General features: G+C 36.0%; 13 protein-coding genes and 1 pseudogene. 9 read left to right on the top strand and 5 right to left on the bottom strand.

Going from position 1 to position 14,877, the window contains the following annotated elements:
* Nucleotides 1-6 precede the first annotated feature (6 nt).
* Together V7P73_RS13280 and carB are read left to right on the top strand one after the other, a co-directional pair.
* Nucleotides 7-1,053: a serine hydrolase domain-containing protein gene (locus tag V7P73_RS13280; RefSeq protein ID WP_333854415.1), complete on the top strand. Its 1,047-nt coding sequence runs from the start codon at nt 7-9 to the stop codon at nt 1,051-1,053.
* Nucleotides 1,054-1,199: 146 nt separating this feature from the next.
* Nucleotides 1,200-4,379 (top strand): carbamoyl-phosphate synthase large subunit, encoded by a 3,180-nt coding sequence (gene carB, locus V7P73_RS13275; RefSeq protein ID WP_333854414.1) that lies wholly within the window; start codon nt 1,200-1,202, stop codon nt 4,377-4,379.
* A 98-nt stretch (nt 4,380-4,477) separates the two neighbouring features.
* Here the strand turns inward: carB and V7P73_RS13270 are convergent, their stop codons facing one another.
* Nucleotides 4,478-4,723: a type II toxin-antitoxin system RelE/ParE family toxin gene (locus V7P73_RS13270; protein ID WP_333854412.1), complete on the bottom strand. Its 246-nt coding sequence runs from the start codon at nt 4,721-4,723 to the stop codon at nt 4,478-4,480.
* A 63-nt stretch (nt 4,724-4,786) separates the two neighbouring features.
* Nucleotides 4,787-4,951 (bottom strand): hypothetical protein, encoded by a 165-nt coding sequence (locus V7P73_RS13265; protein WP_333854410.1) that lies wholly within the window; start codon nt 4,949-4,951, stop codon nt 4,787-4,789.
* 76 nt (nt 4,952-5,027) lie between these two features.
* Here V7P73_RS13265 and V7P73_RS13260 point away from each other — a divergent pair, with 76 nt between their 5' ends.
* On the top strand, nt 5,028-5,258 hold the full coding sequence (locus tag V7P73_RS13260; RefSeq protein ID WP_333854409.1) for a hypothetical protein: 231 nt from the start codon (nt 5,028-5,030) through the stop codon (nt 5,256-5,258).
* Between the two features lie 124 nt (nt 5,259-5,382).
* Here V7P73_RS13260 and V7P73_RS13255 read toward each other — a convergent pair whose 3' ends face one another.
* Entirely contained in the window at nt 5,383-6,972 is a 1,590-nt protein-coding gene (locus V7P73_RS13255) for a class I SAM-dependent methyltransferase (protein ID WP_333854407.1), read from the bottom strand.
* Nucleotides 6,973-7,097: 125 nt separating this feature from the next.
* Between V7P73_RS13255 and V7P73_RS13250 the strand changes: the two genes are divergently transcribed.
* From V7P73_RS13250 to V7P73_RS13235, 4 genes are all read left to right on the top strand, one after another.
* Complete coding sequence (locus tag V7P73_RS13250) at nt 7,098-7,871, top strand: isocitrate lyase/PEP mutase family protein (RefSeq protein WP_333854405.1); 774 nt, start codon at nt 7,098-7,100, stop codon at nt 7,869-7,871.
* A 3-nt stretch (nt 7,872-7,874) separates the two neighbouring features.
* A complete protein-coding gene (locus V7P73_RS13245) occupies nt 7,875-8,918 on the top strand; it encodes a bifunctional transcriptional activator/DNA repair enzyme AdaA (protein WP_333854403.1) in 1,044 nt (347 codons plus the stop codon).
* Nucleotides 8,919-8,979: 61 nt separating this feature from the next.
* On the top strand, nt 8,980-9,495 hold the full coding sequence (locus V7P73_RS13240; protein WP_333854401.1) for a GNAT family N-acetyltransferase: 516 nt from the start codon (nt 8,980-8,982) through the stop codon (nt 9,493-9,495).
* A gap of 26 nt (nt 9,496-9,521) precedes the next feature.
* Nucleotides 9,522-9,884: a cupin domain-containing protein gene (locus V7P73_RS13235; RefSeq protein ID WP_333854399.1), complete on the top strand. Its 363-nt coding sequence runs from the start codon at nt 9,522-9,524 to the stop codon at nt 9,882-9,884.
* A 71-nt stretch (nt 9,885-9,955) separates the two neighbouring features.
* Here the strand turns inward: V7P73_RS13235 and V7P73_RS13230 are convergent, their stop codons facing one another.
* Together V7P73_RS13230 and V7P73_RS13225 are read right to left on the bottom strand one after the other, a co-directional pair.
* The gene (locus V7P73_RS13230) at nt 9,956-10,339 is read right to left on the bottom strand and encodes a DUF3037 domain-containing protein (RefSeq protein ID WP_312083422.1); all 384 of its coding nucleotides are present in this window, start codon (nt 10,337-10,339) and stop codon (nt 9,956-9,958) included.
* Nucleotides 10,317-11,105 carry a HipA family kinase gene (locus V7P73_RS13225; protein ID WP_333854396.1) on the bottom strand — a complete coding sequence of 263 codons (789 nt, stop codon included), beginning with the start codon at nt 11,103-11,105 and terminating at the stop codon, nt 10,317-10,319. Before V7P73_RS13225 ends, V7P73_RS13230 begins: the two co-directional genes overlap by 23 nt.
* Before the next feature lie 520 nt (nt 11,106-11,625).
* Here V7P73_RS13225 and V7P73_RS13220 point away from each other — a divergent pair.
* The gene (locus V7P73_RS13220; protein WP_333854394.1) at nt 11,626-14,295 is read left to right on the top strand and encodes a T9SS-dependent choice-of-anchor J family protein; all 2,670 of its coding nucleotides are present in this window, start codon (nt 11,626-11,628) and stop codon (nt 14,293-14,295) included.
* Between the two features lie 118 nt (nt 14,296-14,413).
* Nucleotides 14,414-14,584: pseudogene (locus V7P73_RS13215) on the top strand (nitronate monooxygenase); the annotation flags it as partial.
* Nucleotides 14,585-14,877: the final 293 nt, after the last annotated feature.

The following is a 14,877-nucleotide window of genomic DNA, read 5'->3' as shown; positions in this document are numbered from 1 at the left end:
ATTATTTTGAAATCCCTTTTTCTAGCTTTAACTGCGAGTATTCTATTAAGCTGTAACACGACAAAAGTTGCTGAGAAGGAACAATTGTCTCACAAGATTGACAGTTTGATTCAGACTAAAAATCCGAGAGCATTTAATGGAGTGGTTGTGATTACAAAAGATGGAAAAAACGTTTATGAAAAAGCTTACGGATTTTCAAATATTGACAATCAAACAAAGCTTACTCTTGAGGATAAATTTTCATCAATGTCTATTGCAAAACAGATTACAGCGACTTTGGTAATGTTGGAAGTTGAAAAAGGAAACATCAATCTTAATCAGCCAATTAATACTTATCTGAAAGATTTGAAATACGATTGGGCAAATAAAGTGACTGTTCATCATCTTTTGAACAATTCATCAGGAATCGATGCTTGGGAATTAAAAGATGAACTGCTTTTTGAGCCAGGAACTCAATTCAGATATTCGAATATTGGTTATGGAACGCTTGGAAGAATCTTGGAAAGTGCAACCGAAAAATCTTACGAGCAATTGGTTACCGAGATTTTCGCCAAGTATGGACTGAAAAACTGTTTTTATCCTAACTCGGAAAATCAAAAAAAACTGGTTAACAGCTTTGCGATTACGAAAAACGGGACGAAGTTGGTTAAAGAATTTCCTTACTCATCGGAGCTTTATCCAGGAAGTCATTTGATTGTCACTGCCAGAGATTTGGCAAAATGGAATAACCTTCTCCATAACGGAAAAATTCTGAAAAACGAAAGTTATCAGAAAATGATTAATTATTCTATTACCAATATTCATACGCTTTTCAGTGAGAAAGAAATTGGTTACGGCTACGGATTAAGAATTAATGATAAAGCAGGCGTTTTTGAAATCGGGCATACGGGATTTTCTCCACCAGCTGGATTTACAGCAGTTAATTTATATTATCCTGAGAAAAAAGTTTCGGTCACAGTATTGGAAAATCAAGCGACAGATGATTTTGATATCGCTTATTATTTTGAACAGAAAATCAGAAATATGGTTATCAAAAGTGACCTTGTAAAATAAAATTTGAAAATTCTGTCATTCAGAACGGAGCAAAGCGGAGTGAAGAATCTCAGAGATTCCTCGTGCCTCGGAATGACAAATAATGTAAAAAAGTAAAATAATAAATCTTCTGACGTCCATCATTGGACTTCGGACAAAAAATTAAAATGAAAAGAACAGATATACAAACAATTTTAGTAATCGGCTCAGGTCCAATCATTATTGGTCAGGCTGCAGAATTTGATTATTCGGGAACACAAGCTTGCCTTTCTTTGAAGGAAGAAGGCTACAAAGTGATTTTGATTAATTCCAATCCTGCGACGATAATGACGGATGTGGAGATTGCCGACAAAGTTTATATTGAACCGATTTCTTTGGAATTTGTTTCCAGAATCATTCGCAAAGAACGTCCAGATGCACTTCTTCCGACTTTGGGAGGACAAACCGGACTGAATATGGCGGTTGAATTACAGAAATCCGGAATTCTTGAAGAATGTAAAGTAGAAGTTCTGGGAACGAAACTTTCAGCAATTAATCAGGCAGAAGACAGAGATTTGTTCCGAGAATTGATGCGAGAACTGAACGAACCTGTTCCAGAATCTGACATCGTAACCACTGTTGAGGGAGCTTTGGACTTTGCTAATAATTTGGGTTATCCTGTAATTGTTCGTCCTGCTTTTACAATGGGAGGAACCGGCGGTGGAATTGCTTCCAACGAAACAGAACTTCGTGAAATCGCTGAATTAGGATTGAAACATTCGCCTGTAACGCAATGTCTGATAGAAAGGTCAATCGCTGGTTTCAAAGAAATCGAATATGAAGTGATGCGTGATTCCAATGACAATGCCATCGTGGTCTGTAATATGGAAAACATCGACCCGGTTGGAGTTCACACGGGAGATTCGATTGTGGTTGCTCCTTCGCAGACACTTTCTGATAGAGAATATCAGTTACTGAGAAACGCTTCTCTAAAAATCATCAGAGCTTTAGGAATCGAAGGTGGATGTAATGTTCAACTGGCATTAGACCCGCATTCATTCAATTATTATATTATCGAAGTGAATCCGAGAGTTTCTCGTTCATCTGCTTTGGCGAGTAAAGCAACAGGTTATCCGATTGCAAAAATTGCGGCGAAAATTGCTGTTGGTTTGACATTGGACGAAATCAAAAATCCGGTTACAGGAACTTCTTACGCTTGTTTCGAGCCAGCTTTGGATTATGTAGTGACTAAGTTTCCGAGATTCCCATTTGATAAATTTGAAACGGCTGACAGAAGATTATCAACACAAATGAAAGCGACTGGAGAAGTGATGGCGATCGGAAGAAACTTCGAAGAGTCTTTGCAAAAAGCGATTCGTTCTTTGGAAACAGGAATCCGTCATTTAGGATTAAAGAAAAAACAAGCAGAAGCTTTAACAGCAGAAGAAATCGAAAGAAGAATCCGAGTTTGTGATGACGAAAGATTATTTATCATCGGTGATGCTTTACGAAGAGGTTACGATTGGGAACAGATTGTAGAATGGAGCAAAATTGATAAATTCTTCATCTGGAAAATCAAAAAACTGATTGATTTCGAAACGACAATCAAAGACAATAAATTCAATAAAGACATTCTTCTCGAAGCTAAGAAATTAGGTTTCGCAGATTTGAATATCGCACATCTTTGGGAAATCACTCAAAAAGAAGTGTTCCAATTCAGAAAAGACAACGGAATAATGCCGGTTTACAAAATGGTGGACACTTGCGCCGCGGAATTTGAATCAGAAACGCCTTATTTCTACGGAACCTACGAAGAAGAAAACGAAAGCATAGTTTCTGAAAAAGAGAAAATCATCGTTTTAGGTTCTGGTCCAATCAGAATCGGACAAGGTGTTGAATTCGATTATGCAACGGTTCACTCGGTTTGGGCGATTCAGCAGATGGGTTACGAGGCGATTATCATCAATTCAAATCCTGAAACAGTTTCTACGGACTTCTCGATTTCGGATAAATTATACTTCGAACCTTTGGCGGAAGAAGATGTGATGAACATCATCGAACTTGAAAAACCAAAAGGAGTTGTGGTTCAGTTCGGAGGACAAACAGCCATTAATTTGGCAGATAAATTGGCGGCTCACGGTGTCCAGCTTTTGGGAACTTCGCTCGAAGATTTGGACAGAGCAGAGAATAGAGATAAATTCGAGAAAGCACTTCAGGATTTAGGAATTCCGCAACCGCTTGGTAAAACTTCGACTTCCAAAGAAGAAGCGATTGTAATTGCCAACGAAATTGGTTATCCGGTTTTGGTTCGTCCAAGTTATGTTTTGGGAGGACGTGCGATGGAAATCGTTTATAATGAGAAAGAACTCGCTCATTATATGGAAAATGCGGTGGATGCAAGTCCGGAACATCCGGTTCTGATTGACCGTTATCTGACTGGAAAAGAAGTGGAAGTGGATGCGATTTCTGACGGAGAAACAGTTGTGATTCCGGGAATTATGGAGCATATCGAAAGAGCGGGTGTTCACTCCGGAGACTCTATTGCGGTTTATCCGCCTCAAACTTTGACAGAAATTCAAATTAAAACGCTTGAAGATTATACCATAAGATTAGCAAAAGGTCTGAATGTCATAGGATTAATGAATATCCAATACGTGATTTCCAACGGCGAAGTTTTCGTAATCGAAGTGAATCCGCGTTCGTCGAGAACCGTTCCTTTTTTATCGAAAATCACCGATGTTCCGATGGCAAACTTGGCAACAAAAGCAATTCTTGGAACACAACTGAAAGATTTGGGCTACAAATCAGGATTGGTTCCAAACAAAGAAGGCGTTTATGTGAAAGTTCCGGTTTTCTCTTTCAGCAAATTGACTAAAGTGGATATCTCTCTCGGCCCAGAAATGAAATCGACGGGAGAAGTGATGGGAAAAGATTTGACGCTGGAAAAAGCTTTGTACAAAGGATTAATCGGCGCTGGAAGAAAAGTTCCAACGCACGGTTCTATCTTGTTTACAGTATCAGATTCAGATAAAGAAGAAGCTTCTGAATTGGCAAAACGTTTCAATAACGCAGGTTTCCGAATCTGGGCAACAGAAGGAACTGCGAAATACTTCGAGGAAAAAGGAATCCAGACAAAAATCGGTTACAAAATCGGGGAAGAAGATGTGAACTTGATAGATTTAATTCAGAAAGGTAAAGTACAATACGTTGTGAATACGACTACGAAAGGAAAACAATCAGAAAGAGACGGTTTCCAAATCCGAAGAATGTCTGTAGAAAACGGTGTTCCTTGTCTGACATCAATGGACACAGTAGAAGCAATTCTGAAAGTGATTGAAAGTATGACCTTTAAGATGGAGGCGATGTAGTTTTCAAATTTATAAAAAATGAAAAGCGAAAGATTAGTCTTTCGCTTTTTTTTAGGGATATTTTTCAGGGTTTTGTGCAGTGTGGAAGACTCTTGCTATTAAAATAGTATCTTCTTTTTTATTAACAGAGAAAATATTAAAAATGGATATTTTGATAATGGTTTCGCTCTGAATTCCTTAAACCAAATTTTAAAATAAGGATTATCAGAAATTACTTTTATTGATTTTCTAAAGTCCTTAATAAAATTATCCGCAATTTTTTTGCTTGCATTTTCCAGATAATATAAGTATGAATTTTCTAAATCTGATTTCGCTTCGTCTAAAATAATGACTTTAAATGCCATATTTTTCACTCATTTCATTCAGGAAAATATTGATTTCCGTATGTTCGGAATAAGGTCGTTCTTTTATTTTCGAAAGACTTTTTTTTGTTCTTCAGAAAGTTCGAAATTATGTTCTTTATTATTATCAATTTCAGATGAATAAGCGGAAATTCTTTCCAGAACTTCTTTTGGAACTGTTTTTAATTTGTCTGTAATTTCCTGATATAGAGTTTGATTTGAAATGTCCATTATTTATATTTTTATCAAAATTAATAAAATTAATCTATCAGAATTAAAATTGTATTTTTGAATTAAATAATAATCTATGAAACTGTCACACATTTTATCTCTAGGGATTTTCTCAACACTCCTATTTTCCTGCGCGACTGTGCACGACAGACTGAACACGGGAACTATTGTAAGAGATTGTACTGGAAAGTATCTGAGAGTTGCAGAGAATGAAGATTATCTAATTTGTAATGCCGAAATTCTTGAGTCTAAAAAAGATGGCGAAAAAGTGTCACTTGTTTTTGATTACACCAAAGAATGCAAATAAAGAGATGGCAAAATTATGTGTATGATGTATCACGAAAACAAAGGAATGATAAGAGTCAAAAGCGTCAAATAAACTTTGAAATAAATAGAAACCTCAACATTTGTTGAGGTTTTTTGTTTTTTAATTATTTCTTTAAAAGATTAATACTAACGGTTGCCAGTTCAGAATCCGGAAATTTCTTGAAAAGATTCGTGTCTGGTTCTAAACCAGATTCTTTACAAATTCTGTGGAAAACATCAACTTCAACAATATATTGGTCGGAAAATCCGTGTGTTGCATCATAAGCTGTTGCAGCTGTTAATCCAAGATTCTTTGAAGTGATTTCTGGCGGAAGGGTATGCAATTCTATCAATAATAACCCGAATTTCTCTACATAAGGTGTCCATTTTTTTAAGTGATTCAGAAGATTTTCTTCCACGTCTTTGTTGGATAATCTTTTTCCTCGGAATGCAAAAGCGCCTGTTGATGTGCTGAATCTATCAGAATTAATATCCAGAACCTCTTCCCAAATCCTGTTATGGTCAAGGAAAGTTCTGATGTTCAGCAAATCGCCTAAACCAATATTATAATCTGATTGTAAATCTTCGGCCAGTTGTTTTGGATTTCCAATGTCGCCCCAAATCACTTTTGCCCAAATATCATTTTTAATCAAATTGGCTCTTGTCACTTTCAACGCAGCCTGATTATAATCTGCACCAACCAAAAACAACGGATGTTCTTCCAAATGTTTTCCACGCAACGTTTGTCTTTCTATAATATCGTAAAGATGTTGCAAAAGCGCACCATTTCCGCAACCCATATCCAAAATTCCTTTTGGTTGCTCATGTAAAGGACGGTTGAAAATCTCAATAATAAATTCATCAATCACTTTAAAATAAGTCAAATGTGCGCCGCCACTTCCCCAAACATTCATTTCACGGTTCACGTGGATTTCGTCTTCGCCATCTTCAATTTCTCGAATTTCTGAGGCTTGTCCGAAGATCAGATTATCTAATTTTGAAAACATCGGAAGATAAGAAACGGTTACGCCATAAGCAGTGGCGCGTCTTGCAAAGAATAGTCCCGTTTCTGTGAATTGGAAGTTTTTTCCTTTTTTCGAAAACCAACCAAGTTCAGAAAGGTAGTCAAGGATTTTTCCAAAATATTCAGGGTTTTTATGGAATTCTTCTGCGCTAAAACTTGCTTCCATAAAGTATTTATGAAACATTCCACTCATTCCCAGTTTGATGATGATTGGTCCGACTAAAGCACCTTCAATATGTTTTTGGATTTGATAATTGAGAGACGATTCGTCTTTGTCTTCATTCAGAAAAGATTTGTATTTCTCAAAAATATCAATCCATTTTTTGCAGAGATTTTCGGTGAGTTCTTTAGAATTAATGACATCGAAATCCGCCAAAAACTCTGCTAAATCAATATAAATGTTTTGATGAGAAAAAGCTTCTTTTGTTTTTGTGTTTTTTGAGATTTTTACAACATCAGATTCGTTATTCAAATTATAATTCAGAAAACCTTGTGAAGCCAAAACTCGCAATGCAACATTCAAATAACCTTCGTTAGTTTCAAATTTTTCATTGATTTCAGAAAGTTCCAGATTATCATTAGCTTGAATAAAATCCAGTACTTTTTTCTTCGACAAAGCCGAAATCACAGGTGCTGTCACGATACCGTCCAAATGTCTGAAAATAGATTCACGAAGTTTTCTCTTATCCATAAAACTGTTGATTTTGTGTTTTGGAAGATAAAAATTTTCCTTTAATCTTAGCAAAGAAAAAAATACTTGTTCATTTTTCGGTTGTTTTCCAAGATGCTGTGAAATTAACTTTGTCAAAAAATAATATGACAAAGATTCAAGATTTTAAAAATTTGCATCTAAACGAAGAACCGCTTTTAATTGGAAATGTCTGGAATGTGCAAAGTGCGAAAGTATATGAAAGTTTAGGTTACAAAGCTATTGCAACTTCTAGTTCTGCGGTTGCGCATAGTTTGGGTTATGAGGATGGAGAGCAGATGTCTTTTGAAGAATATTTTTACATTATCGAAAGAATTATAAAATCAGTTTCGATTCCGTTGTCTGTTGATTTAGAATCTGGTTATGGCGATAATGTTGAGCGAATTATAGAAAATATCTCAAGACTTTCAGAAATTGGAGTGGTTGGAATTAATTTAGAAGATAGTTCTATAATTAATGGAAATCGACAATTATTAGATAAAGAAGTCTTTTCTGAAAAACTGAAAGCTATTATTTTTGGATTAAAGAAAAAGGGATTAGAAATGTTTATCAATATCAGAACAGATACATTTCTATTAGGTTTAGAAAATGCTTTGAATGAAACTTTAGAGAGAATTAAAGTGCTTGAAGAACTTAATGTTGATGGCGTTTTCGTACCTTGTATTACTTTAGAAAAAGATATTGAAGCCGTTACAAAATCTACCAATCTTCCAATAAATGTAATGTCTATGAAAGATTTGCCTAATTTTGAAATGCTTCAGAAATTGGGTGTTAAAAGAATTTCGTCAGGGAATTTTTTAAATGATTATATTTATGAAAATTTGAAAGAAATCAATCAAGAGATTATTTCAAAACAAGATTTTTCACCAGTGTTTTTATAAATTATGGAACTTACGGAAACAATAATGTATCAGGCGTCTTTTGAGAAAAATCCCGAATTCGAAGGGGTTTTTTGGATGGGTGTGAAAACGACAGGAATTTTCTGTCGTCCAACTTGTACTGCAAGAAAACCGAAACCTGAAAATGTCGAGTTCTTTGATACTACAAAAGATGCAATCTTGAAAGGTTACAGACCTTGCAAAGTTTGTAAACCATTAGAAAATCCTGATGAAACACCTGAGGAAATCCTGAAACTAATGGATGATTTATCTGCTGACCCAAGTTTGAAATTCAAAGATGTTGATTTGGTTGAAAGAGGATTGCAACCTGCGACTGTGAAACGTTGGTTTTTGAAACATCACGGGATGACTTTTCACGCTTTTCAAAGGATGTTTAAGATTAATTCGGCTTTTAAGAAATTGCAACAGGGCGAGAATGTTCTAGATGTGGCTTTGGACAATGGCTATGAAAGTTTGAGCGGTTTCAATGAAAGTTTCAAATCAATCTTTGGAACTTCTCCTAAAAACTCAAAAATGGAAAAAATTGTTGACCTCAAAAGAATCGAAACACCGCTTGGAACAATGATAGCCTGTGCGAATGAAAATGGAATCTGTATGCTGGAATTTTCCGATAGAAAATCTTTATCAAAAGAGCTGGAAGATATTTCAAAATATTTCAAAGCTAATATTGTTCAAGGCGAGAATCCTCATTTCAAAACTTTGGAAAAAGAATTAGAAGAGTATTTCGAAAGAAAACGATTTGATTTTACGGTTCCGCTTGCTCCGGTTGGGACAGATTTTCAGAAAAATGTTTGGGAAAACCTCAGAACCATTCCTTACGGAACTACGAGAAGTTACCAGCAGCAAGCCGATATTCTAGGCAATCCAAAAGCGGTGAGAGCAGTTGCCAATGCGAATGGACTTAATAAAATTTCCATAATCATTCCTTGTCACAGAGTGATTGGTACTAATGGAACTTTGACTGGTTACGGCGGCGGAATCTGGCGAAAACAAAAATTATTGGAATTGGAGCAAGCGATTCTTTTTTAATTTAATATTCAAAATTTATTATTTTGAATATGCTAACTTTGAATTATCAACGATCAACCAGATGAACATCCAGCCAATATTAGAGAACGACTTTGTAAGATTAGTTCCATTAGCAGAGAATGATTTTGAGCAATTGTTCGAAGTTGCTTCTGACCCAAAGATTTGGGAACAACATCCGAATAAAGACCGATACAAAAAAGAGGTTTTCGAAAACTTCTTCCTAGCTGCAATGGAAAGTAAAAGTGCGTTCAAAATCGTAGAGAAAAATACGGGAGAGATTGCCGGAAGTACAAGATTTTATGATTATAATCCGGAAGATAATTCGATTTTCATTGGTTATACATTTTACGCTACGAAATTCTGGGGTTCGAAACTGAATCCACAAGTTAAAAAGCTGATGCTGGATTACATTTTCCAATTTGTAAATAAAGTTAATTTCCACGTTGGAAAAGATAATATTCGCTCTCAAAAAGCGATGGAAAAGTTAGGTGCAAAAAAGGTAGATGAAGTGATTGTTGCTTATGCTTATGAACCAGAAAGACTGAATGTCGTTTTTGAAATCACTAAATCTAAATGAATTTATAAATCCAATAAACTAGAAAGATGAAAAAATACAGAATCCAAGCCAGCCCATTTGTTGTTCCTACCACAGATGGAAAACTGATAGAGGAACATTGGGGAAATTCTACCAGAAACTCAGAGATTTCTATTGCCCATATGATTGCGCCACCCAATTGGAGCGAGCCACATCAGACGCCGGAGTTTGATGAGTTTACATTAATAATATCGGGAAAAAAACATTTTGAGATAGATGGCGATTCTATAATTCTGGAAAAAGGTCAAAGTATTTTGATAGAAAAAGGTGCCAGAGTCCGCTATTCTAATCCTTTTAAAGAACCATGTGAGTATATTGCGATTTGTCTGCCTGCTTTTTCTATGGATTTGGTAAATAGAGAATCATTTTAAATATTTTAAAATGATTAAAGATATATTTTAAACATTAACCTCTGATTGTAAATCTATTATCTTTCATCTATTTACATCACCAACTCTTCGAACAATCTGTCAAACGTTTTGTTCAAATCGTTGCTCGCACCAGGATGTGGTCTGGATGTTTGAATGATAGAACTTTTTACAGCAGTAAGCCAGCGGAAACGTTCAGGGATTTCAAGCTGAGCAATAGAGCCAGCGGATTTTTCACCTTTGGCAATACTGACAAAAGATTCCAGATGTTTTTTCACATCCTCATAATCTATTTTCGAATGGATGACACGAAACTTCTCTTCACAAAGATGAATTTTTACCTGAATGAATTTTTCTCTCTTGGAAAACATGATTAATCCAACGTTGAAGAACTCTTCCCGTTCAGGCTTCGGAACCAGACGGATTACCGCGTACTCATATAACTTTTGCTCTTGCATTTTTGGCTTCATTTAAAAAGTTATCAGAATTGTCACGTCTCAGAATTAGAAATTGGAAATACACATCTTTGATTTCAGTTGGAGTTAAATCTGTATCGTTCCAATGCAACCAATCTTCAGGAATCAGTTCTACAATCTCCCTCAAAACAGCATCTGTCAATATCGCTTTGAATCGTTCATTCACTTCATCCAATTCTGAAGCTTGTGGCAGGAGAACGTGATCTTTTATCATCGCAAAAGGACTTACAGCGTTTTTCTCCCAGTTGTCCCAGTTGTGATGGAAGTATAAAGAAGCGCCGTTGTCGATGAGCCAAAGTTCCTGATGCCACATCAGCATATTGGTATTACGGAAAGTACGATCGATATTAGTAAGGAACGCATCCAGCCAGACAATCTCAGAAGATAATTTAGGATCGATTTTTACCGCGCCGGGATCATAAGTAATGGCACCGGAAAGGTAATGCAGCGCAAGATTTAGTCCGCAGCTGTTTTTTAATAAATCCTGGATTTCTTCATCGGCTTCACTTCTTCCAAAGTCCTCAGAAAGATTAGCAAAAACCAACTCCGGAATACGAAATCCTAAAATTTGAGAAACCTTGCCTCCAATCAATTCAGAAATTAATGCTTTCACGCCGTGTCCGGCACCTCGGAACTTCAGCACATATTTGAAGTCATCGTCAGCTTCTGCAAGCGCTGGCAAAGAACCGCCTTCTCGCAACGGCAAAATATATCTGGTAACCGTCACGGTTCTCAATGATAGATCCAATTTGAAATTTTTTGTAAAAATAGGGATTTATAAAAGAATTTGTATGAATTGTATTTCAGAACAAGATATACCACTTTCAGAAGATTTTTTTATACAAACAAGAGACTAGTTTTAGAATTATTACTGGGATAATTATGCTTGTCTTGAATTTGTTATGACAGAATAATAGGAAGATATTTAATCAAATTTAAATTTTTCCAGTTCATTAAGTCAAAGTAACTATTGTTATGTTGCTGATAATCAATAGTGTTAATTTGTAAAATCATTTGTCCACCCCTTTGTCCACCCCTTTATAAGATATTTGATTAATGGGTTTGTTACATTTACAAAATCATGTTAATGATACAGTTGTAATTAATTGTTTATTGTGTTACTTGTTTTTAGGTAATTTACATTAAAATCAAATATTTATTGATTTTGTATTATGTAATTAATTACACATGTGAAGAATGCGTCTGGATATGTTGCTATCATTGAATTTAATTCAAAACTATTATAAATAACCTCAAAAATGATATATATGAGAAATTTTTACAGAAAAATTGGCATTCTCGTAATTGTGTTTTGGACAAAATTAATTTTTGCACAAAGCTATACGCAGAATTTTGATGACATTACTACACTTGCTGGCGAAGGTTGGGTGATACAAAACAACAGTACACCAGTAGGTTCACTCGGTTGGTTTCAAGGTACTGCTACAACTGCAACACCAACTCCAGGACCTTTTAACTCTTATAATGGAGCAACTAATTCCTACATCGCAGCTAATTTTAACAGTACAGGAAATACAGGAACTATTTCCAACTGGTTAATAACGCCCAACAGAACCTTGAGAAATGGAGATGTTTTTAAATTTTATACGAGAAAACCGACCATTAATGCAGGACAGACAGATTATCCTGACCGATTAGAAGTAAGGATGAGTACTAATGGAGCGAGTACAAATGTTGGAGTTGGTGCAACTGCTGTAGGGGATTTTACTACATTATTACTTAGTATCAATCCTACTTTGGTTGCAAACATTTATCCACAAGTTTGGACGCAGTACACTATTACCGTTTCTGGTTTGCCTGCACCCATATCAGGACGTATTGCTTTTCGATATTTTGTAACAGGTGCTGGTGCTTTAGGAACTAATTCAGATTATATAGGCATTGATAATGTAGTCTATACGCCTTATGTTTGTCCAGCTTTTACAATGACACCAGGGGGAGCTCTAACAGGAGGATTTGCGGGAGTTGCTTATAGTACTACGCTTTCCCAAACAGGTGCTTTGGGATCACCAAATTTTGCTATTATGGCCGGATCAGTTCCTCCGGGATTATCATTATCTTCCTCGGGAATTATTTCAGGAACGCCTGCTGCTACTGGAACATTTATTTTTACGGCAAGAGTTAATGATGCCAGTGGATGCTCAGCTTTTCAGAATTATTCTATTACTGTACAATGTCCGTCAAACCCGATAACCATGGCTGATTTTCCAATTCTTTGTAGCAATGGTAGTGTATATACTTTAATAGGAGCTTTTCCTACAGGCGGAACTTATAGCGGAACAGGCGTGAGTGGAGGTAAATTTGATCCAGCAGCGGGTACGCAAATTATTACATATAATTATATAGATCCTTATGGCTGTACGTATTTCAGTAGTAAAACTATAACAGTTAATCCTGAACTAAATATTACGACCCAACCGATTGCAAGTACAATCTGTGCAGGTTCTGATACAACATTTACAGCCGTCGCAAGCAATGCTACAGGCTATCAGTGGCAGGTAGATACAGGTTCTGGCTTTACAAATATCATCAACTCTCCATTATATTCGGGAGCAACGACATCAAGCTTAACTATTACAGGAGCAACTGCCGATATGACTGGTTATGTTTATCGTGTAGTAATTTCAGGCTCTACGGGATGCAGTCCTAAAAATTCAAATAGTGCAGCCTTAACCGTTATTCCTGCTCCGTTAATTACTACCCAGCCTATTGCAAGTACGATCTGTGCAGGTTCTAATACAACATTTACCGCTGCTGCAAGCAATGCTATAGGCTATCAATGGCAGGTTGATACAGGTTCTGGCTTTACAAATATCAGCAACACAGCACCATATTCCGGAGCAACGACATCAAGCTTAACTATTACAGGAGCAACTGCCGCTATGACCGGTTACATATACCGAGTTTTGGTAACTGGACTGTGTACGCCTGCTGCTGCCTCAAATAATGCAGCTCTGACTGTATCATCGGTAACTGGGTCTATAACTAAAACCGATATTAGTTGTAATGGAGGTTCTAATGGATCGATATTTCTGACACCTTCTGGAGGCGTTTTGCCATATACTTTTGAATGGAATGATGGTGTGAAAACCAAAGATAGGACAGGTCTTACCCCAGGAGTTTATACAGTAACTATAAAAGATGTTAATGGTTGTACTGGTGTTACTTCTGCGACTATAGCCGAGCCAACAGCATTAGTAGCCACAGCAGGAACAATTACCAACGTTGCTTGTAATGGTAGCGCAACAGGTTCAGCTACAGTTAATGTTACTGGTGGAACAGGTAGTTATACCTATGCTTGGAATACAACTCCTGTACAAACAGGAATGACAGCAACAGGATTGGCTGCTGGAACTTATACAGTAACTGTTAAAGATGCAAATAGTTGTAGTGTTACATATGCGTTTACAATTACAGAACCACAGGCGGTAACAGCACCAACAGGAGCTTCGACACAAACCTTTGATGCTGGAGATACTTTAAGCGTTCTTGTTGTAAATGGTCAAAATATCAAGTGGTATTCTACAGCAGCCGATGCTAATAATCATGTCAATGCTTTGCCAATCAGTACAATAATCGTAAATAATACCACTTATTATGCTACGCAGACCGTTGGTGGTTGTGAGTCGAAGGTATCTTTGCCGGTGAAGGCTTGGTCTGAGGTTTTAAATGTTAGTGATTTAAATGGAAAAGACAAAATCCAAATTTATCCAAATCCTGTTAAAGAAACAATGTATTTCAACGGTGATGTGAAAATAAGTAAGGTTATAATTATGTCCATTGATGGTAAGAGAGTTTTTGAAAAATCTTTGAATGGAGAAAGAAAACTGAATGTTCATACCCTAATACAAGGAGCTTATCTCATTAAGATCTTTACAAATAATGGTGTACAGACCATTAAGTTTATTAAAAACTAATCGATAATAAAAGTTGAATTTGCCGGTAGATTTTCTATCGGCTTTTTTATTTCCAATTCGAATCCTTCTTTTTGAAAAAAATAAAATAATGTCAAGCTTTATAGATTTCGGATTGGCTTTTAAAAATAAAATCATTGAACTGAAAGAAGGCGATACGCAATTAACATTGAAAGAATTGGCACTGGTTCGTTTGGTCAAGAAAAAATTCTTCCAAGATTTGGAAGGTCTGTATGAAACTGGCAGGAATGTAGAAGCATTGAGCGAAACTCTCCGAATAGCTCGCGCCAAAGCCAGATAGTTCGAAGTCGATTTTCCTACCAACAAGAGACTAGTTTTAGAATTATTACTGGGATAATTGTGCTTGTTTTGAATTTGTTCTGTCAGAATAATAGGATGATATTTAGCCAAATTTAAATTTTTCTGTTGTCATTAGTCAAAGTAACTATTGCTATGTTATTGATAATCAATAGTGGTAATTTGTAAAATCATTTGTCCACCCCTTTGTCCACCCTATAAAATTTAATTTTTTAAGTATAGCACTTACATTTGTCGAAATAAATTTTTAACAATCTCAAAAAGTAA

Origin of the sequence: Epilithonimonas sp. (genome assembly GCF_036780765.1) — a bacterium.
Lineage (GTDB): Bacteria > Bacteroidota > Bacteroidia > Flavobacteriales > Weeksellaceae > Epilithonimonas.
This window is presented reverse-complemented; position numbering and strand designations above follow the sequence as displayed.